Source organism: Pseudomonas cucumis (assembly GCF_030687935.1).
GTDB classification, from domain to species: domain Bacteria; phylum Pseudomonadota; class Gammaproteobacteria; order Pseudomonadales; family Pseudomonadaceae; genus Aquipseudomonas; species Aquipseudomonas cucumis.
The window spans coordinates 728,309-751,691 of sequence record NZ_CP117454.1 but is presented as its reverse complement, the minus strand read 5'-3'; the positions used below and the strand labels follow the sequence as shown (position 1 = coordinate 751,691).

At 60.3% G+C, this 23,383-nt stretch carries 22 protein-coding genes and 1 pseudogene; 14 read left to right on the top strand and 9 right to left on the bottom strand.

All coding sequences use genetic code 11. The features are described from left to right. Positions 1-47 precede the first annotated feature (47 nt). Positions 48-470 carry a hypothetical protein gene (locus tag PSH97_RS03245; protein ID WP_305448088.1) on the bottom strand — a complete coding sequence of 141 codons (423 nt, stop codon included), beginning with the start codon at positions 468-470 and terminating at the stop codon, positions 48-50. A gap of 82 nt (positions 471-552) precedes the next feature. Between PSH97_RS03245 and PSH97_RS03240 the strand changes: the two genes are divergently transcribed. The 6 genes from PSH97_RS03240 to PSH97_RS03215 all read left to right on the top strand — a co-directional run bounded on the left by PSH97_RS03240 (position 553) and on the right by PSH97_RS03215 (position 6,734). Continuing rightward, positions 553-903 carry a MerR family transcriptional regulator gene (locus tag PSH97_RS03240; RefSeq protein ID WP_305448087.1) on the top strand — a complete coding sequence of 117 codons (351 nt, stop codon included), beginning with the start codon at positions 553-555 and terminating at the stop codon, positions 901-903. Between the two features lie 25 nt (positions 904-928). Then, positions 929-1,615, top strand: coding sequence for an SDR family oxidoreductase (locus PSH97_RS03235; protein ID WP_305448086.1), 687 nt, complete (start codon positions 929-931; stop codon positions 1,613-1,615). Positions 1,616-1,881: 266 nt separating this feature from the next. Next, the gene (locus PSH97_RS03230) at positions 1,882-3,240 is read left to right on the top strand and encodes an 8-oxoguanine deaminase (protein ID WP_305448085.1); all 1,359 of its coding nucleotides are present in this window, start codon (positions 1,882-1,884) and stop codon (positions 3,238-3,240) included. A gap of 253 nt (positions 3,241-3,493) precedes the next feature. Next, the gene (locus tag PSH97_RS03225) at positions 3,494-4,576 is read left to right on the top strand and encodes a BMP family ABC transporter substrate-binding protein (RefSeq protein ID WP_305448084.1); all 1,083 of its coding nucleotides are present in this window, start codon (positions 3,494-3,496) and stop codon (positions 4,574-4,576) included. Between the two features lie 157 nt (positions 4,577-4,733). After that, positions 4,734-5,699: a 2-oxoglutarate and iron-dependent oxygenase domain-containing protein gene (locus PSH97_RS03220; RefSeq protein WP_305448083.1), complete on the top strand. Its 966-nt coding sequence runs from the start codon at positions 4,734-4,736 to the stop codon at positions 5,697-5,699. An 81-nt stretch (positions 5,700-5,780) separates the two neighbouring features. Next, on the top strand, positions 5,781-6,734 hold the full coding sequence (locus PSH97_RS03215; RefSeq protein WP_305448082.1) for an adenosine deaminase: 954 nt from the start codon (positions 5,781-5,783) through the stop codon (positions 6,732-6,734). A 120-nt stretch (positions 6,735-6,854) separates the two neighbouring features. On the opposite strand, the gene PSH97_RS03205 is transcribed toward PSH97_RS03215, so the two are convergent. The 3 genes from PSH97_RS03205 to PSH97_RS03195 all read right to left on the bottom strand — a co-directional run bounded on the left by PSH97_RS03205 (position 6,855) and on the right by PSH97_RS03195 (position 10,353). Then, complete coding sequence (locus PSH97_RS03205; RefSeq protein WP_305448081.1) at positions 6,855-8,237, bottom strand: MFS transporter; 1,383 nt, start codon at positions 8,235-8,237, stop codon at positions 6,855-6,857. A 136-nt stretch (positions 8,238-8,373) separates the two neighbouring features. Then, positions 8,374-9,108 (bottom strand): ArsR/SmtB family transcription factor, encoded by a 735-nt coding sequence (locus PSH97_RS03200; RefSeq protein WP_305448080.1) that lies wholly within the window; start codon positions 9,106-9,108, stop codon positions 8,374-8,376. 315 nt (positions 9,109-9,423) lie between these two features. Next, complete coding sequence (locus PSH97_RS03195; protein ID WP_305448079.1) at positions 9,424-10,353, bottom strand: LysR family transcriptional regulator; 930 nt, start codon at positions 10,351-10,353, stop codon at positions 9,424-9,426. Positions 10,354-10,471: 118 nt separating this feature from the next. Here PSH97_RS03195 and PSH97_RS03190 point away from each other — a divergent pair, with 118 nt between their 5' ends. Together PSH97_RS03190 and PSH97_RS03185 are read left to right on the top strand one after the other, a co-directional pair. Then, positions 10,472-11,485: a zinc-binding alcohol dehydrogenase family protein gene (locus PSH97_RS03190; RefSeq protein WP_305448078.1), complete on the top strand. Its 1,014-nt coding sequence runs from the start codon at positions 10,472-10,474 to the stop codon at positions 11,483-11,485. Between the two features lie 173 nt (positions 11,486-11,658). Further along, complete coding sequence (locus PSH97_RS03185) at positions 11,659-11,829, top strand: hypothetical protein (RefSeq protein WP_305448077.1); 171 nt, start codon at positions 11,659-11,661, stop codon at positions 11,827-11,829. 8 nt (positions 11,830-11,837) lie between these two features. Here PSH97_RS03185 and PSH97_RS03180 read toward each other — a convergent pair whose 3' ends face one another. Beyond that, positions 11,838-13,034 (bottom strand): multidrug effflux MFS transporter, encoded by a 1,197-nt coding sequence (locus tag PSH97_RS03180; protein ID WP_305448076.1) that lies wholly within the window; start codon positions 13,032-13,034, stop codon positions 11,838-11,840. Between the two features lie 107 nt (positions 13,035-13,141). Continuing rightward, on the bottom strand, positions 13,142-13,339 hold the full coding sequence (locus PSH97_RS03175) for a heavy-metal-associated domain-containing protein (protein ID WP_008069687.1): 198 nt from the start codon (positions 13,337-13,339) through the stop codon (positions 13,142-13,144). A 160-nt stretch (positions 13,340-13,499) separates the two neighbouring features. On the opposite strand from PSH97_RS03175, the gene PSH97_RS03170 reads away from it, so the two are divergent. From PSH97_RS03170 to cueR, 3 genes are all read left to right on the top strand, one after another. Then, positions 13,500-13,883: a hypothetical protein gene (locus PSH97_RS03170; protein ID WP_305448075.1), complete on the top strand. Its 384-nt coding sequence runs from the start codon at positions 13,500-13,502 to the stop codon at positions 13,881-13,883. 94 nt (positions 13,884-13,977) lie between these two features. Further along, the gene (locus PSH97_RS03165; RefSeq protein WP_305448074.1) at positions 13,978-16,371 is read left to right on the top strand and encodes a heavy metal translocating P-type ATPase; all 2,394 of its coding nucleotides are present in this window, start codon (positions 13,978-13,980) and stop codon (positions 16,369-16,371) included. Then, complete coding sequence (gene cueR, locus PSH97_RS03160) at positions 16,368-16,781, top strand: Cu(I)-responsive transcriptional regulator (protein ID WP_305448073.1); 414 nt, start codon at positions 16,368-16,370, stop codon at positions 16,779-16,781. The genes PSH97_RS03165 and cueR overlap by 4 nt, the downstream gene beginning before the upstream one ends. Here cueR and PSH97_RS03155 read toward each other — a convergent pair. Both PSH97_RS03155 and PSH97_RS03150 read right to left on the bottom strand, forming a co-directional pair. After that, positions 16,735-17,952 carry an MFS transporter gene (locus PSH97_RS03155; protein WP_305448072.1) on the bottom strand — a complete coding sequence of 406 codons (1,218 nt, stop codon included), beginning with the start codon at positions 17,950-17,952 and terminating at the stop codon, positions 16,735-16,737. The two genes, cueR and PSH97_RS03155, sit on opposite strands and share 47 nt — an antisense overlap. A gap of 144 nt (positions 17,953-18,096) precedes the next feature. Then, positions 18,097-18,990, bottom strand: a complete 894-nt coding sequence (locus PSH97_RS03150) for a PA4780 family RIO1-like protein kinase (protein WP_305448071.1) — start codon at positions 18,988-18,990, stop codon at positions 18,097-18,099. A gap of 403 nt (positions 18,991-19,393) precedes the next feature. Here PSH97_RS03150 and PSH97_RS28540 point away from each other — a divergent pair. Continuing rightward, positions 19,394-20,434 (top strand): annotated as a pseudogene (locus tag PSH97_RS28540) (cache domain-containing protein); the annotation flags it as partial. 138 nt (positions 20,435-20,572) lie between these two features. Continuing rightward, a complete protein-coding gene (locus PSH97_RS28535) occupies positions 20,573-21,340 on the top strand; it encodes a methyl-accepting chemotaxis protein (protein ID WP_407682178.1) in 768 nt (255 codons plus the stop codon). Positions 21,341-21,464: 124 nt separating this feature from the next. Here the strand turns inward: PSH97_RS28535 and PSH97_RS03140 are convergent, their stop codons facing one another. Next, positions 21,465-22,256, bottom strand: coding sequence for an AraC family transcriptional regulator (locus tag PSH97_RS03140; RefSeq protein WP_305448069.1), 792 nt, complete (start codon positions 22,254-22,256; stop codon positions 21,465-21,467). Between the two features lie 84 nt (positions 22,257-22,340). On the opposite strand from PSH97_RS03140, the gene PSH97_RS03135 reads away from it, so the two are divergent. Continuing rightward, complete coding sequence (locus tag PSH97_RS03135; protein ID WP_305448068.1) at positions 22,341-23,369, top strand: bile acid:sodium symporter family protein; 1,029 nt, start codon at positions 22,341-22,343, stop codon at positions 23,367-23,369. The last annotated feature ends 14 nt before the right edge of the window (positions 23,370-23,383 follow it).

Below are 23,383 nucleotides of genomic sequence, written 5' to 3'. Positions count from 1 at the left end.
CCGCTCCCACAGGTTTGTGTCGGTCGAAAATTCCGTGTTCGCCAAAATCACTGTGGGAGCGGGCTTGCCCGCGAAGGCGCCCGAACAGGCAACACTTGAACAACGCCCCACGCCAATTCAAAGATCAAGAAAACAACCAGCAATGAGCTGGCGCCGTGGAGCAAGGCATACAGCTGCCAAGCCGAAAATAGAAACCTCCCCACCGCGTCATACCGCCCAAACACCTGCTGCGGATCACGAATCCGCAACACCGCCCACACGCACACAATCGAACCCAACAGATTAGCCATCAACATGTGCATCGGCTCGAACGGCGGTAGCTCGCCAGAGAGATTGAAAGTCTCACTCAGGCTCAACAACACGCCATGCAACGCCGCAAAACTCCACGGCGTTACAAAAGCAGCGGTCACGATCAGGTCGTACCACGCACTGCCCCGCACCACTTGACGATATTGGGTTGAAGTCCACATCGGCATTGCTCCATAAATTCAGGGAGCAACAAGGCTAAAGCCTGGAGTATGCTCCAGGGTCAAGCCCTCTCGAGACATCAAGATGCGCATCGGTGAATTAGCCCAGGCCAGCGCCGTCAGCCGCGACACGTTGCGCTTTTACGAGCAGCGCGGATTGATCGCCGCGCAACGCAGCGCCAATGGTTATCGCGACTATCCGACGGAAATGGTGCAACTGGTGCTGTACATCAAGACCGCTCAGCGACTGGGCTTTACCCTCGGCGAGATCGGCAGCAGCGTCGCCGCGTTGTGGCAGGCGCCCGACCCAGCCAATGCCGTTACCCAACTGCTGCAAGACAAACTGAACCTGATCGAAACCCGCATCGCCGAACTCGATGTCTTGCGTCAGGAACTGCAACATCGGCTCAGCCAACGTTGTCCTTTGAATCCGTGATTCTCATCTATCAAGGAAGCCATTCATGTCCAAGGCAAAAACCGCACTCATCATCGGTGCCTCCCGAGGCTTGGGCCTCGGTCTGGTGAAAACCCTGCTGGCCGACGGTTGGCAAGTAACCGCCACTGTGCGCAACCCGCAGGGCGCCGAAGCCTTGCAAGCGTTGGGCAAGGTGCGGATCGAAAAACTCGACATGGACGATCAGCAAGCGGTCATCGCCCTGAGCCAACAACTCAAGGGTGAAGTGTTCGACTTGTTGTTCGTGAATGCCGGGGTCAAGGGCCCGGAGGTCCAGACGCCGGGCGGCGCGACGTTGGCCGAGGTCGGTCAATTGTTCTTCACCAACGCCGTGGCGCCGATCAATCTGGCCCAGCGTTTTGTCGGGCAGATTCGTGAAGACAGCGGCGTGCTGGCGTTCATGAGTTCTGTGCTGGGCAGCGTGACCATGCCCGACGCGCCGGAGCTGGCGCTGTACAAGGCCAGCAAAGCGGCGCTGAACTCCATGACCAATAGCTTCGTCACGCAACTGGGCGAACAGAAACTCACCGTACTGTCGCTGCATCCGGGTTGGGTGAAGACTGATATGGGCGGTGAAGGGGCGGACATTGATGTGGAAACCAGCACCCGCGGGTTGATCGATCAGGTGAATGCGTATGCCGGCAAGGGCGGGCATCATTTTGTGAACTACAGGGGCGAGACCATTCCCTGGTAACACCACTGTTCCCTGTGGGAGCTGGCTTGTCGGATCGCCGCACCGCTGCGATAGCATCACCTCGGTATCGCTGAAAGACCGAGGTGCCTGCATCGCGGGCAAGCCCGGCTCCCACAGGGTTCTGCATCGTCTGGCCGGGGGAGGCTTGCCCGCGAAGCTTTTTTGTTCGAAACTCCGCAGCTCGCCCCCGCGGCGACCCTGGATCAGCAGACAGGGCAACACTGAGCTGGCAACCCTGAACCCAACTTTCAGAGGAGCCGGCCCCCATGCCTGCGACCCGTACCTGGTTAAAAAATCCCCTCGCCATTTTCACGGCCAACGCGCTCGATGCCCGTGGCGGTCTGGTGCTGCAAGACGGTTTGATCGTCGAAGTGCTCAGCGCCGGCCAGCAACCGGCCGTGCCCTGTGACCACGTTTTCGATGCTCGCGAACACGTGATCCTGCCAGGGCTGATCAACACCCATCACCACTTCTATCAAACCCTGACCCGTGCCTGGGCACCGGTGGTTAATCAGCCATTGTTCCCGTGGCTGAAAACCCTCTATCCGGTCTGGGCTCGTCTCACCCCTGAAAAACTTGCCCTCGCCACCAAAGTCGCGTTGGCCGAGTTGCTGCTGTCCGGTTGCACCACAGCCGCCGACCACCATTACCTGTTTCCGGAAGGCCTGGAAAACGCAATCGATGTGCAGGTCGAGAGTGTTCGCGAACTGGGCATGCGCGCCATGCTCACTCGCGGTTCCATGAGCCTTGGCGAAAAAGACGGCGGCCTGCCACCGCAGCAAACCGTCCAGCAAGGTGAAGTGATCCTCGACGACAGCCAACGTTTGATTGCCGCGTACCACGAGCGTGGTGATGGTGCGCAGATTCAAATCGCCCTGGCACCGTGCTCGCCGTTCTCGGTAACCCCGGAGATCATGTCCGCCAGCGCCGAACTGGCGAACTCCCTCGACGTGCGCCTGCACACGCACCTGGCGGAAACCCTCGACGAAGAAGACTTCTGCCTGCAGCGTTTCGGCCTACGCACCGTCGATTATCTGGACAGCGTCGGCTGGCTCGGCCCACGCACGTGGCTGGCTCATGGCATTCATTTCAACCCCGACGAAATCGCCCGACTCGGCGCGGCCGGCACGGGTATTTGCCATTGCCCGAGTTCGAACATGCGCCTGGCTTCCGGCATTTGCCCGACGCTGGACCTGACCGCTGCGGGTGCGCTGTTGGGTCTGGGCGTGGACGGCTCAGCGTCCAACGATGCGTCGAACATGATCCTCGAAACCCGTCAGGCGCTGTACATCCAGCGGCTGCGTTATGGCGCGGAAAAGATTACGCCGGAATTGGTACTGGGCTGGGCGACCAAAGGCTCGGCGAGTTTGCTCGGGCGCACCGATATCGGTGAACTGGCGGTGGGCAAGCAGGCGGATCTGGCGCTGTTCAAACTGGATGAACTGCGCTTCTCCGGCAGCCATGATCCGGTGTCGGCGCTGCTGCTCTGCGGCGCAGATCGGGCGGACCGGGTGATGGTCGGTGGCAAGTGGCGGGTGATCGACGGGCAGGTTGAAGAACTGGATCTGAAAGGGTTGATTGCCGATCACAGCCAGGCAGCTCGGCAGTTGATCGCCGGCGTCTAAATCGACGTAGACCTATTGTGGGAGCCGCCCGCACCAGTGAATGGCGTGGATTGGTGAGGGCGCACCGGGATGGTTCTGTGGTGATCGTCAGGGCCTCTTCGCGGGCAAGCCCGCTCCCACAGGATTTGCGCAGGTCATGTGGGAGCGGGCTTGCCCGCGATGGCCGTTACGCGATTTCGATCCATTTGTTGTCCTGTTGGTCAGCAATTTGCATTGCCCTCCTCCATCTCACAACAAAATGGAGTTCCAGTTCATGCATAAACGTCCGTTGAAGCAGCTGCTCTGCGCTGTCGCCGCAGCCATCGGTCTGAGCGCCAGCCTGACCGCCAGTGCTGCCGACCCGCTGAAAGTCGGCTTCGTCTATATCGGCCCGATCGGTGACCACGGCTGGACGTATCAGCATGAACAGGGACGAAAGGCGCTGGCAGAGAAGTTCGGCGAGCAGATCACCACCAACTACGTGGAGAACGTCGCCGAGGGCGCCGATGCCGAGCGGGTGATCCGCAACATGGCCAAGGACAAGTACGACCTGATTTTCACCACCTCTTTCGGCTACATGAATCCGACCCTGAAAGTCGCCAAACAATTTCCCAAAGTGACCTTCGAACACGCCACTGGCTACAAGCAGGACAAAAACCTCGGCACTTACCTGGCGCGCACTTATGAAGGCCGCTATGTCGGCGGTTTCCTCGCGGCGAAGATGACCAAGACCAAGAAAGTTGGCTACGTCGCCTCGTTCCCGATCCCGGAAGTCATCCGCGACATCAACGCCATTCAACTGGCCCTGAACAAGTACAACCCGGGCACCGAGATCAAAGTGGTGTGGGTCAACTCCTGGTTCGACCCGGGCAAGGAAGCCGACGCCGCCAATGCGCTGATCGACCAGGGCGTGGACGTGGTGTTCCAGCACACCGACAGCCCGGCACCGATCCAGGCGGCCGAACGGCGCGGCGTATATGCCGTCGGTTATGCGTCGGACATGGCGCACTTCGGGCCGAAAGCGGTGCTGACGTCTATCGTCAATGACTGGGGGCCGCATTACATTCAGGCGACTCAAAGCGTGCTCGACCACACGTGGAAATCCCAGGATTACTGGGGTGGTCTGAAGGAAGGCACGGTTGAGCTACCGATCAGCGACCTGGTGCCGGCTGCGGTGAAAACCGAAGCTGAGCAGATCATTGCCGACATCAAGAGCGGTGCCCTGCATCCGTTCACCGGGCCGATCAAGGATCAGGCCGGTGTCGAGAAAATCCCGGCGGGCGCGACGGCAACCAATGCGGAATTGGCGTCGATGAACTACTACGTCGAAGGCATGAAGGCCGAGATACCGAAGTGACTTAGCCAGACATGAAACCCTGTGGGAGCGGGCTAGCCCGCGATGAGGCCATCACCTTCAACATCATTGTTGACGGTCAGTTCGCTATCGCGGGCAAGCCCGCTCCCACAGGGCTCTGCAGTGCTTTTTTAATCTGCGTACTCTTCAGGACAATCGCATGAACAGCCTCCCAATCATCGACATCAGCCCGCTCTACAACGCTGATCAAAACGCCTGGCAATCGGTCGCCACTCAAATCGACCGCGCCTGCCAGGAATGGGGCTTTTTCTATATCAAGGGCCACCCGATTGCCCCATCGCGTATCGACGCCGTACTCGACCATGCCCAACGTTTCTTCGCCCTGCCCACCGCTGAAAAACTCAAGATCGACATCACCCAGACCCGCCACCACCGCGGCTATGGCGCCATCGCCACCGAGCAACTCGACCCGAGCAAACCCAGCGATTTGAAAGAAACCTTCGACATGGGCCTGCACCTGCCGGCCGATCATCCCGAGGTTATTGCGGAAAAACCTTTGCGCGGTCCCAACCGTCATCCGTCGATGCCCGGTTGGGAATCGCTGATGGAACAACACTACGTCGACATGCAGGCGCTCGCCCAAACCCTGCTGCGGGCCATGACCCTGGCGCTGGGCATCGAGCGTGACTTCTTCGATACACGTTTCAAAGAACCGGTCAGCGTGCTGCGGATGATTCATTACCCACCGCGCCATACTGCCAGCACCAAAGATCAGCAAGGTGCCGGCGCTCACACCGATTACGGTTGCATCACCCTGCTCTATCAGGATGCCGCTGGCGGACTGCAAGTGCGCAACGTGCAGGGCGAATGGATCGATGCGCCGCCGATCGAAGGCACATTCGTGGTCAATCTCGGCGACATGATGGCGCGCTGGAGCAACGACCGTTACCTGTCGACGCCGCACCGGGTGATCAGCCCGCTGGGGGTGGATCGGTACTCGATGCCGTTCTTTGCCGAACCGCATCCCGACACTGCCATAGAATGCCTGCCCGGTTGCCAGGACGATCAACATCCGGCGAAGTATCCGGCCACCACCTGCGCCGAGTTCCTGCTGTCGCGCTTTGCCGATACCTACGCCTATCGACGACAACAGGAAGCCGTGTAATGAACCGGCTGGTCAGGTTTTGCTCATTGTTTCGGCGGGCATCTGTAGAATGCCCCCATTGCACCTGATGAGATTTCAAAAATGTACGACTGGCTGAACGCTCTGCCCAAGGCAGAATTGCACTTGCACCTGGAAGGTTCGCTGGAGCCTGAGCTGCTGTTCGCCCTGGCCGAACGCAACAAGATCGCCCTGCCGTGGAGCGATGTCGACACCCTGCGCAAGGCTTACGCCTTCAATAACCTGCAAGAGTTTCTCGACCTGTATTACCAGGGCGCCGACGTATTGCGCACCTCTCAGGATTTCTACGACCTGACTTGGGCCTACCTGTTGCGCTGCAAGGCGCAGAACGTGATTCACACCGAACCGTTCTTTGACCCGCAAACCCACACCGACCGTGGCATCCCGTTCGAAGTAGTGCTCAACGGCATCGCCGCCGCATTGAAGGATGGCGAGCAGCAACTGGGCATCACCAGCGGTTTGATCCTCAGTTTCCTGCGTCACTTGAGTGAAGACGAAGCGCAGAAAACCCTCGACCAAGCGCTGCCGTTCCGCGATGCGTTTGTCGCCGTGGGCCTGGACAGTTCGGAAATGGGCCATCCGCCGAGCAAGTTCCAGCGGGTGTTCGATCGTGCGCGCCACGAAGGCTTCCTGACCGTCGCGCACGCCGGTGAAGAAGGCCCGCCCGAGTACATCTGGGAAGCCCTCGACCTGCTGAAGATCCAGCGCATCGACCATGGCGTGCGCGCCATCGAAGACGAGCGCTTGATGCAGCGGATCATCGACGAGCAGATCCCGCTGACCGTGTGCCCGTTGTCGAACACCAAACTCTGCGTGTTCGATCACATGTCCCAGCACAACATCCTCGACATGCTTGAGCGCGGAGTGAAGGTCACGGTGAACTCCGATGACCCGGCTTACTTCGGCGGGTATGTCACCGAGAACTTCCACGCGCTGTACACCGATCTGGGCATGACCCAGGATCAGGCCAAGCGCTTGGCGCAGAACAGCCTGGATGCGCGGTTGGTGAAACCTTAAGGTTCACCGCAGAACCCAATGTGGGAGCGGGCTTGCTCGCGAAGACGGCGTGTCAGTCAACGATGATGTCGACTGGCCTACCGCTTTCGCGAGCAAGCCCGCTCCCACATTTAATCGGTGTTAATTGATAATCACCGGCTCACTCAACTCTTCCAACGTCTTGCCCCGGGTCTCCATCCCGAACATCCACACCACCCCCGCCGCAATCGCAAAACACATCGCCCCCAGCGCAAAAACCCCGCCCTGCCCGGTCATCGGGAACACCAGCCCGGTCACCAACGGCCCGAGCAACGACCCCACGCGGCCGATGGCTGAGGCGAACCCCGAACCCGTGGCCCGTGCCGACGTCGGGTACAACTCAGGGGTGTAGGTGTAGAGCACCGCCCACATGCCGAACAGAAAGAACTGCATCAGCAGCCCCGAGGTAATCAACAGACTGACGTTGCCGCCGAACACTGCACTCTGGCCATAAAGAAACGCCATGACGCCGCCGCCGAGCAATGTCACGACGCACACCGGTTTACGCCCCCAACGCTCCACCAACCAGGCGGCCATGAGGAAACCGGGGATCCCGCCAAGAGAAATCAGCACCGTGTAATACACCGACTGGGTCACGGCGAAACCCGACTGTTGCAACAACGCACTGAGCCAGGACGTCAGGCCATAGAAACCCAGCAAAGCGAAGAACCACACGCTCCAGATCATCATCGTGCGCTGACGATACTGCGGCGACCAGATCTCCCCTAGCGCAGAGAAGAAAGTACCCGGTTGACTCGCCATCCGTGGCAGGCGAATGGGTTCAGGCAAATCCGCACGGCCCAGTGAAGCCCGAACCCGGTCTTCGATGCCGAGCAAGACCTTATCCGCCGCGTCATGATGCCCGGCCTGCTCCAGCCAGCGCGGTGACTCGGGAATGAAAAACCGAATCGCCAGGACGAACACCGCCGGCACAGCCAACACCAGAAAGATGTCGCGCCAGCCAATCACCGGCAACAGGAAGTACGACAGCACCCCGGCCGCGACGAAACCGAGCGGCCAAAAACCATCCATCAACGCGATGTAACGCCCACGTCTCTTTGCCGGAATCAGCTCGGACAGCATCGACTGCGCAATCGGAAACTCCATGCCCATGCCGATCCCCAACAGGACTCGGAACAACGTCAGCGTTTCGACGTTCTGCGCCGTGGAGCACAGGTAGCTGGCGATACCCCACAGCACAATGCTCCACTGGAACACCGGTTTGCGTCCGAAGCGGTCGGCCAACATGCCGGACAGCGATGCGCCCAGAACCATGCCGAAGAAACTCGAACTGGCCAGCAACCCGGCCTGCGCTGTGCTCAGGCCGAACTCGGTTTTGATCGAGCCGAGGAGGAAGGTCATCATCGCCAGGTCCATGGAGTCGAAGAAAAACGCCAAGGCAATGATGATGAAAATGATGCGGTGATAACCGCTGATGGGCAGCCGCTCCAATCGTTCTGCCGCGCTGAAGCTTCGTGTTTCCATGCCACATTCCCCCAATCCTGAAAGTCCCCGGATCGAGTGTGCGCGATAGCGGCTGGGGATTATTGCTAAATGCGACCTCTCCACAGCTCTGAACGACGCCTGAAACAAAGATCCCGGACGTCGCACCTCGATGGCTCTAAAACGCCATTTCCAGTTCGGTTTCCTTGGCGAAGCGATGAATCTCCCGTTGCCCCGCAGCGGTGATCTGCAACGCTCGCGAATCGTTGGGCAGGCTCAACCAGCCCGATTGCATGAACAGCTGCAACAACGCCGCGCCCAATGATCCGCCCATGTGCGGGCGTCTTTCGCTCCAGTCCGGGCAAGCGCAAGCGACTCTGCTGTTGCGATGAGCCAGCGCCTGGATGAACACACCGCGTGTTGCCAATTGTGTGGCGCCCTTGTGAGTGATCATGACCCGCTGATCGAATTGCTCGATCCATCCCGCATCCAGCAGGCGCTGGTAGAGGTCGGCGGCCAGGGTACCGCCCAGATGGTCGTCGCAGAGTCTGGCCCGCAGCAGTGACGAAGGCGCCGCCTGAGGTTTGGCGATAGGGCTGGTGCGTTTGAAAACCTCTGGAATGTCCCGAGGAGCGCTGGCCAGGGTTGCGCTGGCCAAGGCCTCTATCGCGGCGCCGACTTCGGGCGCGGCAAGCCGGAAAAACCGTTTGCGTCCACGGGTTTCGACTTTCAACAGACCTCCGGCGGACAAACGCCCTAAATGCGCACTGGCCGAAGACGGCGACAGGCCGGCCAGCAGCGCCAGCTCTTCGGTTTGCCGCGCCGAGCCGTCCATCAAAGCCCACATCATTGCGCTGCGCTTTGGGTCAGCCAGCAATGTGGCGATCTGGCTGATGCAAGGTGCATGTTCCATGTATTCACTCCCTGTTGAATCGTTTCGTCTACTGCTCAGAGACATCTTGACCAGTAATGTGTCGTCGGCCAAGACGCGAAAACCGCCATAAACCGGGCAAAGTCACCCACTCACCCAGGCCATTGCTTCGCGGGTGCAACGAAGGTCGGTAATGACCATTGGGTCTGACCGAATCGAACCTGAACTCGCCATTGCGAGGTCGACGGTGCGTACATGAGGCGGGCGCTAGTATAAGCGGGTTAACCGCCGGTTCCTGCTTTCGGGGATCTTTTGGTGGTGATAGTTCCTGACAGAAATTTCGCTATTTGCCTGCGACTAATGATCGACATCCGATTTCGTCGGAAATTGACTGCTTATGCGAGCGCATCGGCTGGCAAGCATTTCCCGCAAAAGGTTCACCGGCTTACTCAATTGTGCGCGATGGGCGCACAGCAAATTCAGCGGTGCGCGCTCACAGAGCAACTCCGGCATCAACACGTTCAATCGACCGGCCAGCACATCGGCAGCGACATCGAGCCAGGACTTAGACGCAATCCCCGCCCCCGCCATGGCCCACAGACGCACAACATCGGCGTCATCACTGAAGCGATCGCCACTGACCGTCAGGCTTACTTCGCGTTTGCCATCGTGGAAACTCCAGTGATCGTGAACCCGGCTACCGAGCATGAACAACAGGCAATTGTGCTGAGCCAGTTGCTCCAGATGCCGAGGTTCGCCATGCCGGGCCAGATAACTCGGCGCTGCACAGAGCACGCGACGGTTCTGCGGGGCGATGGGCAACGCCACCAGGCTCGAGTCTTCCGGCTCGCCATAACGCAGGGCAATGTCCACCGGTTGGCGGAACAGGTCGGCGATGCGGTCGCCCAGCAGCAACCGTACCGTGAGTTTCGGATGCTCGCGCTGAAACTCGTCAAGCCACGGCAACAGCAGGTTGCGACCGAAATCCGAAGGCGCCGACAGCTGCAAAATCCCGCTGACCTGATCCTGCCCACTGGCCAGCAAGCGGCGGCCCTCATCTAGATTGCTCAAGGCTGCCCGGGCGTATTCCAGAAAGCCCTCGCCTTCAGCGGTCAGGCGCAGACTGCGGGTAGAACGGGCGAGCAAGCGCGCGCCGAGTTGCTGTTCGATGCGCTTTAACGCCGCACTGGCCACCGCCGCCGACATATCCATCACCCGCGCAGCCGCCGACAGACTGCCCAAATCCGCGGCCCGGACGAACAACTGCAAGTCATCGAAACGCAACATCGTCAGCCTCGATTATCAAAAAAATATTGAAAGAGACTGCTCTTTTAGCGGGTTTTATCTTGCCGGGAAATAACCAATCATCTGTCCCATCGAAATCATTCCCTCTGAGGAACCCACCATGAAAGCCATTGCCTACTACGCCTCCCTGCCCATCAGCGACGAAAAATCCCTGCAAGACATCGAACTGCCAGAACCGGTCGCCGGTCCGCGCGACCTGTTGGTGGAGGTCAAAGCCATCTCGGTCAACCCGGTGGACACCAAGGTCCGCCAGAACGTCCAGCCTGAAGGTGGCGCGGCAAAGGTGCTGGGCTGGGACGTGGCCGGTGTGGTCAAGGCTGTCGGCAGCGAAGTGACCTTGTTCAAGGCTGGCGACAAGGTGTTCTACGCTGGCTCCATCGCCCGTGCCGGCGGCAATAGCGAGTTGCATGTGGTGGACGAGCGAATCGTCGGCCATATGCCGAAAACCCTCGGTTTCGCCGAAGCCGCCGCCCTGCCGCTGACCGCCATCACCGCGTGGGAGCTGTTGTTCGAACGCCTGCAAGTGCGCGAAGGCAAAATCGATGAGGGCCAGAGCCTGCTGATCGTCGGTGCCGCTGGCGGTGTGGGTTCGATCCTCACGCAATTGGCCAGCCAGCTCACCGGGCTGAGGGTCATCGGCACCGCTTCCCGGCCGCAAACCCAGAGCTGGGTGCGTGACCTGGGCGCCGATCAGGTGATCGATCATAGCCAGCCGCTGAGTGAAGAACTCAAACGTGCCGGGTTCGAGCATGTGACCCACGTCGCCAGCCTGACCCAGACCGATCAACACCTGGATCAACTGGTAGAGGCGTTGGCGCCGCAAGGCAAACTGGCGTTGATCGATGATCCGAAGTCCCTGGACGTGACCAAGCTCAAGCGCAAGAGCCTGTCGCTGCACTGGGAGTTCATGTACACCCGCTCGCTGTTCGAAACCGCAGACATGATCGAGCAGCACAAACTGCTCAACCGCGTCGCCGGGCTGATCGATGCGGGCACGTTGAAAACCACGGTCGGCGAACACTTCGGGACCATCAACGCGGCCAACCTGCGGCGTGCCCATGAGCTGCTGGAGAGCGGCAAGTCCAAGGGCAAGATTGTGCTTGAAGGATTCTGACCTGAAGATCAAAAGATCGCTGCCTTTGTGGGAGCCGGCGATCTTTTGCCGTCAGTCAGAGAATTGACCGTTGTCACAATTGCGATCGTATTCAGGTCTACAATCGAAATCTCTGCAAACAATCATTTACGTGATGTCTTTTACGAGACGTCTTTTACGATAGGAGCTCAGCAATGAAGATCCTGATAAAAGAAGTGGCAAAATCCCGCTGGCAGGTCCGCCTGGATCAACACGCTGTGATGTTCCGCAGTGAGGCCGAAGCCTTGGCCTTCACTAAAACGCTTGAAGCGCGCTTGCACGCGCCCCATCAGATTCCCGACCGTCAGCAGCGCGCTGCTGGCTGAGTCCGTCCTCAGACCTGGGCCTGCGCCAGCGCCCGGGTATTTTGCAAACGTCGGGTGAGCATCGCTGCGCTCACCACCAGAATCCCGCACAGGCTGATGACCATGGCCATCGGCATGGCGCTGCCATCGTGCAAAACACCCACCAATGCTGCGGCCCCGGCGGCGACGCTGAACTGCAGGCAACCGAGCATCGCCGATGCACTGCCCGCCCGCGCGCCCTGCCCGTTCATGGCGCAGGCCGAGGCGTTGGGCACAATACAACCCAGGCTGGCGATGCAGAGGAAAAGCGGAATCAGCAACGGCCACAACTGCGCGGTGTGCAACGCGCTGACCGCCAACAGAGCCAGACCGCCCGCCAGATAGAGCCAGACAGTACGCGCCAGTAAAAACGCCGGACCGCGCTTGGCCAGCATCCGGGCATTGACCTGGGCCACCAGAATGAAACCCGCCGCATTAATGCCGAACAGCCAGCCGAAATGCTCGGCCGGCACGCCATAGAGTTTGATGAAGACGAACGGTGAACCGGCGATGTAGGCAAACATCCCGGCGATGGCGACACCACCGGTCAGGGCATGGCCGAGGAAGATGGGGTCCGCCAACAACCGACCGTACTGACGCAGCGCGCCCGACAACGGTTGGCGCGGCACATGGGCCGGCAGACTTTCCGGCAGCCCGACGGCCACTGCCAATCCTGCCAGTGCACTGAAACCGGTCAGCACCAGAAAGATCGATTGCCAGCCAGTCGTGTTAACCAGCAACCCGCCCAGCATCGGCGCAAGAATCGGCGCCAGGCCCATCACCAGCATCAACTGCGAAAAGACCTTCGCCGAACCCACCGCATCGCATTTATCGCTGACCACCGCCCGCGAAATCACCATGCCCGCGCAACCGCCCAGCGCCTGGATGAAACGTGCGCCGATCAACCACTCCAGCGTCGGCGCATAGGCACAGGCCAATGAAGCGGCGGTGAACAAGCCGAGCCCTGTCAGCAAGGGAATCCGTCGCCCGAAGCGATCAGCCACCGGGCCATACGCCAGTTGGCCGATGGACAAGCCGAGGAAATAGGCCGCCAAGGTCAGTTGAACGTGTTTTTCGTCGGTGCCGAAAGTGAGCGCCATCGCCGGGAATGCCGGCAGGTAGAAATCGATCGCCAACGGACCGAAAGCGCTCAAGGCGCCGAGAATCAGGATTGTACGGAGGTTCATCAGGCGTCCAGGTTAGGCATGCAGGTTGGCCATGGATCGGCAGGCCAACAGTCTAGCCGGACGTGGACGCCTTGAACATTCCGTTAGGTCGCTAACTATTAAAAAACTCAGGCCAATTTGACGCCATAACCTTCTTCGCTGATCGCGGCGATCACTTGATCGGCCGTCAGCGCACTTTCAACGCCGACTTCTTTTGCCGCCAGATCAATGCGCACGCTGGCCGCGGGATCCTTGGCTTGCAGCGCCTGAGTGATGGCCTTGACGCAATGACCGCAGGACATGCCTTCAACATTGAACACTTGCATGGGACGTCTCCTTAATGGGGCCCTTTAATACGGGTTAAGGGCAGTCTCGAGCTTGCCACCATGGCAAGGTCAAGTTCTGAAGCAAGCTGCCGGGCTGGCAATCGGCGTCGTGCTCGGCCAAGCTGCGTCCATCTATGACTCGACATCAGGAGATTCAGCCATGCGCTGGTCAGCTCTCAGCCTGTTTGGCTTCCTCAGCCTATTTGCCGCGACACCTTCGATTCAAGCCGCCGGGGAGGATTATGGCGTGCTGATCATTTCCCGCGAGCGCCTGGAAGTGTCGACTTCCTGCGAAATCGGTGTGTACATCCAGGATCAGCTATCGGCGCGACTGTTCCAGGAACAGAGCACCTCGTTCAACCTGCCGCCGGGCAATGTGTCCCTGCGCCTCAAACTGCTGCCGGGCCAGGCCCCGGGTTGCAACCCGGGCATGCTCGCACCGGGTTCGCAGAACATCACGCTCAAGGCCGGGGATGTGTTGAAGTTCCGGATTGCGATGACGCAGGAAGGGATGTACCTCAAGCCTGCGGCTTTGGAATACTGAGTCGGCTGCGATCTTTTGATCTGAGACATGGCACTTGACCTTGCCAGCATGGCAAGGTTGATCCTGTAGGCAATCTCTACAGGGAGCGTGACCGATGTCCGAATCCACCACCTTCGATCTGCCGATTGCCGGCATGACCTGCGCCAGTTGCGCCGGGCGTGTCGAGCGTGCCTTGAGCAAAGTCATCGGCGCCACAGCCGTCAGCGTCAACCTGGCCACCGAACTGGCCCGGGTTCAAGCACCCAGCGACAGCCTGCCGGCGTTGATGGAGGCGGTGCAGCAGGCCGGTTACAGCGTGCCACAGCAGACCCTGGAATTGAGCATCGAAGGCATGACCTGCGCGTCCTGCGTCGGTCGCGTCGAACGGGCGCTGACCAAGGTGCCGGGGGTCAAAAGTGTCAGCGTCAACCTGGCCAACGAGCGTGCCCACCTCGAACTGCTCGGCCAGGTCGACCCGCAAACCCTGATCGGCGCAGTGACCAAGGCCGGTTACTCCGCCAGCGTCTGGGAAGTCGAGCACCCGCAAATCGACAATCAACAACAACGACTGCGCCGTGAACGCTGGGCTTTGCTGGCGGCTATCGCCCTCGCCTTGCCGCTGGTGCTGCCAATGGTGCTGCAACCTTTCGGCGTGCACTGGATGCTCCCGGCGTGGGTGCAGTTCGCGTTGGCGACGCCGGTGCAGTTCATCTTCGGCGCGCGCTTCTATGTCGCTGCGTGGAAAGCCGTGCGTGCTGGTGCCGGCAACATGGATTTGCTGGTCGCCCTGGGCACCAGCGCCGGCTACGGCTTGAGCGTTTACGAGTGGGCCACCGCCGCCGGCCGCCTGCCGCACCTGTATTTCGAAGCCTCGGCGGTGGTGATCGCCTTGGTATTGCTAGGCAAATACCTGGAAAGCCGCGCCAAGCGCCAGACCGCCAGCGCCATTCGCGCCCTTGAAGCCTTGCGTCCGGAGCGAGCCATTCAGGTGATCGACGGCCGCGAACAGGAGGTTGCGATCAGCGCTTTGCGCCTCAACGATCTGGTCATGGTCAAACCCGGCGAACGCTTCCCGGTGGATGGCGAAGTGGTGGAGGGCCAGAGCCACGCCGATGAAGCACTGATCAGCGGCGAGAGCCTGCCAGTACCGAAACAACCAGGCGACAAGGTCACCGGCGGCGCGATCAATGGCGAAGGTCGGCTGCTGGTTCGGACCTTGGCGCTCGGCGCAGAAACCGTGCTGGCGCGGATCATCCGCCTGGTGGAAGACGCGCAAGCGGCAAAAGCACCGATCCAGAAACTGGTGGATAAAGTCAGCCAGGTGTTCGTGCCGGCGGTGCTGCTGATCGCGCTAGCGACCTTGATCGGTTGGTGGCTGTACGGCGCGCCACTGGAAACTGCGTTGATCAATGCGGTCGCGGTATTGGTAATCGCCTGCCCTTGTGCACTCGGGCTGGCCACGCCGACGGCAATCATGGCCGGCACCGGTGTGGCGGCGCGCTACGGGATTTTGATCAAGGACGCCGAAGCTTTGGAGCGTGCGCATGAAGTCAGCTCCGTGGTGTTCGACAAGACCGGCACGCTGACTTCGGGGACGCCGCGCATCGCGCATCTGAGTGCCATCGAGGGTGATGAAGCTGCCCTGCTGCAAATGGCTGGTGCGCTGCAACGCGGCAGTGAACACCCGCTGGCCAAGGCTGTGCTGGATGCCTGCACCGAGCGCGGCCTGACCGTGGCGGATGTCAGCGACAGTCAATCGCTGACCGGGCGCGGTATTGCCGGCAATCTCGATGGTCGGCGATTGGCTTTGGGCAATCGGCGTCTGCTGGAAGAAAGCGGACTGAGCGCCGAACCATTGGCCGACTCCGCAACCGCTTGGGAAACCGAAGGCCGGACCCTGTCCTGGCTGATCGAACAAAGCCCTGAACCACGGGTGCTCGGCCTGTTCGCCTTCGGTGACACGCTCAAACCCGGCGCCTTGCAAGCAGTGCAACAGCTGAATGCACGGAACATCAGCAGCCACCTGCTGACCGGCGATAACCGCGGCAGCGCCAAGGTGGTCGCCGAGGCACTGGGCATCAGCGATGTCCACGCCGAAGTATTACCGGCGGACAAAGCCGCCACCGTCGCCGCACTGAAAAAAACCGGCGTGGTGGCAATGGTCGGCGATGGCATCAACGACGCACCGGCCCTTGCCGCGGCAGACATTGGCATCGCCATGGGCGGCGGCACCGACGTCGCCATGCACGCTGCCGGGATCACCTTGATGCGCGGCGATCCACGGCTGGTGCCGGCGGCGCTGGAAATCAGCCGCAAGACCTACGCGAAGATTCGCCAAAACCTGTTCTGGGCCTTCGTTTATAACCTGATCGGCCTGCCACTGGCGGCGTTCGGCTTCCTCAACCCGGTGCTGGCCGGCGCGGCCATGGCGCTGTCGAGCGTCAGCGTGGTGAGCAATGCGTTACTGTTGAAAACCTGGAAACCCAAAGACCTGGAGGACAACCGATGAACATTGGCCAAGCGGCCCGCCAGAGCGGCCTGAGCGCGAAGATGATTCGTTACTACGAGTCCATCGGACTGCTCAAGGCGGCCCATCGCACCGACAGCGGCTACCGGGTCTATGGCGATGACGATCTGCATACTCTGGCGTTCATCAAGCGCTCTCGGGATCTGGGTTTCTCGCTGGAAGAGGTCGGCAAACTGCTGACCCTCTGGCAAGACCATCAGCGAGCCAGTGCCGATGTGAAGGCGCTGGCCCGTCAGCACATCGACGAGCTGAACCAGAAGATTCGCGAACTCGGGCAACTGCGCGACACCCTGCAAGACCTGGTAGAACATTGCCACGGTGACCACCGCCCGGACTGCCCGATCCTCAAGGAGCTGGCGTCGGGCTGCTGCGCCGAACCCGCCCATTCCTGAACGCCAACCCCTTCGCCACCAGCAACGTGGTGAGGGGAATGCCGTGGAACAACAACACCACCGCGCCAGGCGTCCACCAGGAATAGAACGGCGCGGCGATCAACATGCCGATACCGAACCCGGTCATTTGCAGCAGCGTCAGGAAACTGAAAATCGGCAGGCGCAGGTTGTCCGGTTCACGTTGCAGGCGCGACATCAGACCGACTTCCGAGAAGCCGTCACCCAAGCCTGCGGGCAATGAAAACAGCAGCAAGCCGTAAAGGGTTTGCTGTTGGAACATCAGGATGAAGCCGCAAGACATCAGCAGTACGCCGAAGAAGAATCGCCGTTCCAGATGAACGTTGTCCGTACCTTTCAGACGACTGGCGATTCGCGCGCCGATGAATTTCCCGCTGGCCCAGACCGCCAGCATCAGGCCCAGGGTGGTGCTGGCCGACTCGGGTGTCAGCAGTTTTGAGATGATCGGGAAACCGACGTTGTGCGCGGCACTGCCAAGCGTATCGGCCATGGCAACGGCGAGCATCGCCGTCAGCACCGGCGCCGTGCGCAAGCCCTGACGCAGGGCCGGCCATTCGCCTTGTTGCTGAAGGGGCTCATCACTGGGTGCAGGTCTGGAAAACCGCAGCGGCACAATCAACAACGCCGCCAGCAGGTAAGTGGCCACGTTCAGGGCAAACACCGTTTCAAAGCCAAACCCCGCCACCAACAACCCCGCCACCAGACTCCCGCCGACCATCGCCGCAGACGACGCCGAGCTAATCCAAGCGTTGGTCTTGAGCAGCTGCGCCTGATCGATCATGTGCGGTAATTGGCTGTTGAGGCCAATGGCGAACATCGAATTGCCGAAGCCCAGGCCGAACGCGATCAGCGGTAGCAGCAGCGCTTGCTGGGTGACCGGCAGCAATAACAGCAAGCTCAGCAAACCGGCGCGCAGCAGGTCGAAGGCAATCAGCGGCAGGCGCCCGGCCCAGCGGCGATAGAACCGAGTGCCGATCAGGCTGGCAAAGATCCCTCCGGCTACGCGACTGGCGAGGAAGATGCCGACGCTCATGGCGCTGTTGCTGAGCAGGTAGACGTAAGTGGCCAAAGCGACCATGTTGAGGAAAGCGCCGAAGTCCGAAATCAGTCGGGCAGCGATGATCAGTTGGGCGTTGCGGGTGGAGGTGTTCACATTCAGTCCTTGAGTGTGGTGAGTATCGCCGTTGTGGATTGTCTGGTCTGACGCCATCGCGGGCTTGCCCGCGATGCAGACGACGCGGTCCCAAAAAAAGCATCTACAAAAAACCCGGCCGAAGCCGGGTTTTGGGTCAACCGATTACTGCATCCAAGGTGGAGGCGGCTCTTCGGTCTTGCTCGGCGGCGCGTCGTCCGCAGTGCGGATCGCTTGCTTGCGCTCTTCATCGAGACGGGCCGCCTCGATCTCGCGCATGATCCCGCCAACGTCCGCCAGTTCTTCCGGTTCGTCGAACTCGCCGGTCAACACACTCGCCGGGTGCAAAGTGCCGGCTTCGTACAACGCCCACATTTCCTTGGCGTACTTGGTGCGCTTCAACTCCGGTGCAAAGCGACCAAAGTACGATGCCATGTTGCCCACGTCCCGCTCCAGCATGTTGAATGCGTGGTTGTTGCCCGCCGCATCCACCGCTTGCGGCAGGTCGATGATGACCGGGCCGGTCGGCGTCAGCAGTACGTTGAACTCGGACAGGTCACCGTGCACCAAACCGGTACACAACATCAGCACGATTTGCGAAATCAGAAACGCGTGATATTCGCGCGCCTGGTCCGGCTCCAGCACCACATCGTTCAGACGCGGTGCGGCATCGCCGTACTCGTCGGCCACCAGCTCCATCAGCAGCACGCCTTCGAGGAAGTCATACGGCTTGGGTACCCGCACACCGGCACCGGCCAGCCGGAACAACGCCGCCACTTCGGCATTCTGCCAGGCGTCCTCGGTTTCTTTCTTGCCGAACTTGGAGCCCTTGGCCATCGCTCGAGCCTGCCGGCTGTTGCGCACCTTACGGCCTTCCTGATACTCGGCCGCCTGACGAAAACTGCGTTTATTCGCCTCCTTGTAGACCTTGGCACAACGCAGCTCGTTGCCGCAGCGCACCACATAAACAGCTGCTTCTTTACCACTCATGAGTGGGCGCAGCACCTCGTCGACCAGACCGTCCTCGATCAGGGGTTCAATGCGTTTTGGAGTCTTCATCAGCTTTTATTGTGGGTCCTTTATTACCAAACACGCGAAAGTCATTCGTTATACGGCAATCCTCTCATTCGCGGGAGGGGTTGCCGACCTATGAACGTTCCCATGAACATCAAGAAGCACACAATGTGCCGGATTAATCGGGCACAACCCATTGACCGCTCAGGATCATAGCTGAGCCTGCGCCACTTGTTGACGAAGGGCTACAAGGGCATTTGCGACAGAATCTGACACGTAGATCCCTACCCTTCGCCGGATTTCTCTCAACAGACCTCAATTTCCTCGCTCATCAGCCGAAGGCATTAGAGGGAACAGAAATTGTCCGACGATCGTAAACGTTTACAGCTGCCAATAATCCGCGAGTCATCTGCACTGCGTGGGCCTACAAGAAAAAACTGGAGCGCGGATGAACATCAAACAGAAGTTGACCTGGGCGTTTGCAATCATCGCCTGCTTGCCCGTGGTGCTGGTCGCCACCCTCGTGGTGCTGAACTTGCGCAGCGATGCCAAGGATAATTTTGTCGACGGCAGCGGCCGCGAGATTCGTCAGGTCAGCAATGCCATGCAGCTGTTCTTTGACGGCATCAGCCAGAACGTCGATTACCTGGCCACCCAACCGCTGATCAAGAACTCCGACGACAGCCTCAAGACCTACATGAGCGCCAACGCCGAGAGTATTCCCCAAGGCGAGTCGGACAAAAAAATCTTCGCCCTCCTCCAGGACCTGGGCAACAGCCACCCAGCCTACGCCTATGCCATCCTTGGCACCGCAGCGGGCGGTTACGTGTCCTGGCCAGACGATGCGAAGCTGAGCAATTACGACCCGCGCCAGCGCCCTTGGTATAAAGCCGCGCAAGCCAAACCCGGCAAGCCATTTCGCACCGAAGCCTATTACTGGGCTCAGGATGATGCGACTTACGTCAGCACTGTGCGCACCATCGACAACAAGCTGGGCACCAACGGCGGCGTGGTCAGCATCGACGTAACGCTCAAGCAGCTCACCGAAATCGTCAAACAGATCAAACTCGGCGAAACCGGCTACCTGATGTTGGTGGAAAACACCGGCACAATACTGGTCGATCCGAAGCAACCAGCACACAACTTCAAGGCCCTCAACAGTCTCGGCGATGGCTACGCGCAACTGGCCAAGGCCGGCAAAGGGCTGGTGGAAATCGAGCTCAATGGCGAGCGCTACATGGCCAACGTCTGGCCGTCGGAACAACTGGGCTGGACCTTTATCGGCCTGATCAAGCAGACCGACGTGATGAGCTCGGCCACTCAACTGACCTGGCTGATCGCGATCATCGCCGCCGTGCTGGCGGTGTTCTTCGCCATCGTCGGCGCCAGTTTCGCCAGCCTGATCGTGCGGCCGATCCGCAGCGTGGCCAGTGGTCTGGAAGGCATCGCCCAAGGTGAAGGCGACCTGACCAAGAACCTGCAAATCCGTGGCAGCGATGAAACTGCGCAACTGGCCAACTGGTTCAACCAGTTTCTGGCGGCGATTCGCAACCTGATCCAAAGCATCGGCGGCGCCGCGACCAAGATCCTCGCCACCTCCCAGAGCTCGACCCAAGTGTCCAGCGACATGGCCGAAGCCGCCGGGCGCCAGCGCGAAGCGGTGGACATGGTGTCCACGGCATTCCACGAAATGGTCGCCACCGCCAACGAAGTCGCGCGCTCCTGCAGCCAGGCTGCCGAGTCGGCCGACAGCGGCCAGCGCCAGGCGCGCGAAGGTCAGCAGCAGATCGATGCCGCCGTGAGCAGTGTTGATCGCTTGAGCCTGGAAATCGAACAGTCGGCGCAATCGATGCAACAGCTTGAGCGCGATAGCAACGACATACAGTCGATCCTCGGGACCATTCGCTCGATCGCTGAACAGACCAACCTGCTGGCGCTGAACGCCGCCATCGAAGCGGCCCGGGCGGGTGAACAGGGTCGTGGTTTTGCGGTGGTGGCGGATGAAGTTCGCGCCCTGGCCAAACGCACTGCCGACTCTACGGCGGAAATCGACGGGCTGCTGGGCAACCTGGCCAAGCGCACCAGCCAGGTGACGCAGCAGATGCATGCGAGCCTGGAAGTGTCGCAGCAATCGGTGACGCGGATCGGTGAAGCGCGCAGCAGCTTCGGGCAGATTCGTGAATCGGTGGATGTGATTCGCGACATGAACACTCAGATCGCCACGGCGGCGGAGGAACAGCATCAAGTGGCCGAAGACATCAACCGCCACATCAGCCAGATTCATGGCGATGCGCAGTTGGTGGCGGAATTGGCAAACTCGGCGCGGCTGGATTCTCAGAGCCTGGCGGGGTTGTCGAATGAGCTGGATGGGTTGGTCCGGCGGTTCAGGACCTGAGTAGGCATGATCGTTCCCACGCTCTGCGTGGGAATGCCTCAATGGACGCTCCGCGTCCGCTTCGGCAGGGACGCGGAGCGTCCCGGGCTGCATTCCTTTGCTGCGCTTGGGAACGATCATTCAACTACTGTTTGAACAACTCCCCGGGGGTAAACCCGAACAACCCCTTGAACGCCGCAATAAACGCCGACGTCGAGTCATACCCGCAAGACAGCGCGGCATGGGTCACGCTGTTCCCCTCCTCCAGCAAACTCAACGATGACAGCAGTCGCATGCGCTGACGCCAGCCGCGGAAGCTCAAGCCGGTTTCACGCTGAAACAAGCGCATCAAGGTTTTCTCCGACGAGCCCAAACGCTCGGCCCACTCCTGCAAGGTCGCATTGCGCTCAGGGCTGTCGATCAGCTCGTTGCACAAGCCCAGCAAACGTTCATGCCTGGGTAGCGGCAAGGAAAACCCCACCTCCGGCAGACTCGCCAACTGATCCAGCAACACGCCCACCAATCGCGCCTCCTGGCTGTCACCCTGTGGATATTCCACCGGCAACAGGCAAAAACGCTTGATCAGCTCTCGCGCCAATGGCGTGACTTCCAGCACCCGGCAACGCCCGTCCGCCCATGGGCAATCCTCGCGGCGCACGTACAGGCTGCGCATCTCGGCACGCATCGAGGTCACGACTTGATGCTCGAGATCCGCCGGAATCCAGATGCCCCATTGCGGCGGCGCAAAGAAACTGCCCTCGGCGGTATGCACACCGAGAACGCCGCTGATGGCGTAGGAAAACTGCACCCAATCGTGACGATGGGGCGGTGTCCACGAACCGGCGTTCAGACTTTCCGCCCGCGCATACAACGGTCGCGGCAACACGGTGAGCGTAGGAATGATTCGTTCGAGGGAAAGTTGTCCGTTAGTCGGCATTGATTGGCCTTATGTCGCAAGACGGCTGGTAGAGCCGACGTTAGGCTAAGTCATCAATTCTTACAAATGGATTCGGTGCCGGTCATGCATGCCTTCAAACACCTCAAACGCGCGGTCACCGACTGGTTCTTGTGCGGCATGCTGATCGCCACGCTGCTGGCGTATGTCTTCCCGACCTTCGGCGCCACCGGCGGCGGGATGCACGCGGAGTACGTGATCAACATCGGCGTGTTTCTGGTGTTCTTCCTCCATGGGGTCAACCTCTCCAGCGAGCAGATCAGCCACGGGCTGAAAAACTGGAAGCTGCATCTGATGGTTCAAACCTTCACCTTTGCGGTGTTTCCGTTGATCTGGCTGCTGAGCGACAAACTGCTGGGTTCGCACATTCCCTCACTGCTGATGCTCGGTTTCCTCTACCTCTGCGCCCTGCCCTCGACCATTTCCTCGTCCGTGGCCCTGACCGGCAGCGCGGGCGGCAACGTACCGGCAGCGATTCTCAACGCGAGCCTGTCCAGCGTGCTGGGGATTTTTCTGACACCGTTGCTGGTGAGTTTCGTGGTCGGTAGCGGCGCGGGGGGTATCGAACTCGGTGCAACCCTGCTCGACTTGTGCGCCATGCTGCTGTTGCCGCTGGTGCTTGGGCAATTGCTGCGGCCGTTCCTGGGCAAGTTTTTCGCTCGGCACAAGCGCTACACCAACATCGCCGACAAACTGGTGATTCTGCTGCTGGTGTACTCGGCGTTCTGCAACTCGATGGTGTCGGGGATGTGGCGGCAACAAGGCAACAGCGTGATTCTCACCGCGTTGATTGGCAGCGCGATGCTGCTGGCAGTCATTCTGTGGACGACCACCCGCACCGCTCGCGCGCTCAAGTTCAGCCCTGCCGATGAGATTGCCGCGGTGTTCTGCGCCAGCAAGAAATCCCTGGCGGCCGGTGCACCGATGGCGGCACTGATCTTCGGTGCCAACCCCGGCCTTGGCTTGATCCTGCTGCCGATCATGATCTATCACCCGTTGCAGCTGATCGTCTGCTCGGTGATGGCCGAGGGGTACGCCAACCGCAACCGGGAACTGGCCGCGCAGCAACGCGCGACACTACTCAACCCCCAGTAATCAGGAATCAGTAA

Excerpts from the sequence above, each read along its gene's own strand:
- PSH97_RS03245 (WP_305448088.1), bottom strand. The coding sequence starts at position 470 with ATGTGGACTTCAACCCAATATCGTCAAGTGGTGCGGGGCAGTGCGTGG.
- PSH97_RS03240 (WP_305448087.1), top strand. The coding sequence starts at position 553 with ATGCGCATCGGTGAATTAGCCCAGGCCAGCGCCGTCAGCCGCGACACG.
- PSH97_RS03235 (WP_305448086.1), top strand. The coding sequence starts at position 929 with ATGTCCAAGGCAAAAACCGCACTCATCATCGGTGCCTCCCGAGGCTTG.
- PSH97_RS03230 (WP_305448085.1), top strand. The coding sequence starts at position 1,882 with ATGCCTGCGACCCGTACCTGGTTAAAAAATCCCCTCGCCATTTTCACG.
- PSH97_RS03225 (WP_305448084.1), top strand. The coding sequence starts at position 3,494 with ATGCATAAACGTCCGTTGAAGCAGCTGCTCTGCGCTGTCGCCGCAGCC.
- PSH97_RS03220 (WP_305448083.1), top strand. The coding sequence starts at position 4,734 with ATGAACAGCCTCCCAATCATCGACATCAGCCCGCTCTACAACGCTGAT.
- PSH97_RS03215 (WP_305448082.1), top strand. The coding sequence starts at position 5,781 with ATGTACGACTGGCTGAACGCTCTGCCCAAGGCAGAATTGCACTTGCAC.
- PSH97_RS03205 (WP_305448081.1), bottom strand. The coding sequence starts at position 8,237 with ATGGAAACACGAAGCTTCAGCGCGGCAGAACGATTGGAGCGGCTGCCC.
- PSH97_RS03200 (WP_305448080.1), bottom strand. The coding sequence starts at position 9,108 with ATGGAACATGCACCTTGCATCAGCCAGATCGCCACATTGCTGGCTGAC.
- PSH97_RS03195 (WP_305448079.1), bottom strand. The coding sequence starts at position 10,353 with ATGTTGCGTTTCGATGACTTGCAGTTGTTCGTCCGGGCCGCGGATTTG.
- PSH97_RS03190 (WP_305448078.1), top strand. The coding sequence starts at position 10,472 with ATGAAAGCCATTGCCTACTACGCCTCCCTGCCCATCAGCGACGAAAAA.
- PSH97_RS03185 (WP_305448077.1), top strand. The coding sequence starts at position 11,659 with ATGAAGATCCTGATAAAAGAAGTGGCAAAATCCCGCTGGCAGGTCCGC.
- PSH97_RS03180 (WP_305448076.1), bottom strand. The coding sequence starts at position 13,034 with ATGAACCTCCGTACAATCCTGATTCTCGGCGCCTTGAGCGCTTTCGGT.
- PSH97_RS03175 (WP_008069687.1), bottom strand. The coding sequence starts at position 13,339 with ATGCAAGTGTTCAATGTTGAAGGCATGTCCTGCGGTCATTGCGTCAAG.
- PSH97_RS03170 (WP_305448075.1), top strand. The coding sequence starts at position 13,500 with ATGCGCTGGTCAGCTCTCAGCCTGTTTGGCTTCCTCAGCCTATTTGCC.
- PSH97_RS03165 (WP_305448074.1), top strand. The coding sequence starts at position 13,978 with ATGTCCGAATCCACCACCTTCGATCTGCCGATTGCCGGCATGACCTGC.
- cueR (WP_305448073.1), top strand. The coding sequence starts at position 16,368 with ATGAACATTGGCCAAGCGGCCCGCCAGAGCGGCCTGAGCGCGAAGATG.
- PSH97_RS03150 (WP_305448071.1), bottom strand. The coding sequence starts at position 18,990 with ATGAAGACTCCAAAACGCATTGAACCCCTGATCGAGGACGGTCTGGTC.
- PSH97_RS28535 (WP_407682178.1), top strand. The coding sequence starts at position 20,573 with ATGGCCGAAGCCGCCGGGCGCCAGCGCGAAGCGGTGGACATGGTGTCC.
- PSH97_RS03140 (WP_305448069.1), bottom strand. The coding sequence starts at position 22,256 with ATGCCGACTAACGGACAACTTTCCCTCGAACGAATCATTCCTACGCTC.
- PSH97_RS03135 (WP_305448068.1), top strand. The coding sequence starts at position 22,341 with ATGCATGCCTTCAAACACCTCAAACGCGCGGTCACCGACTGGTTCTTG.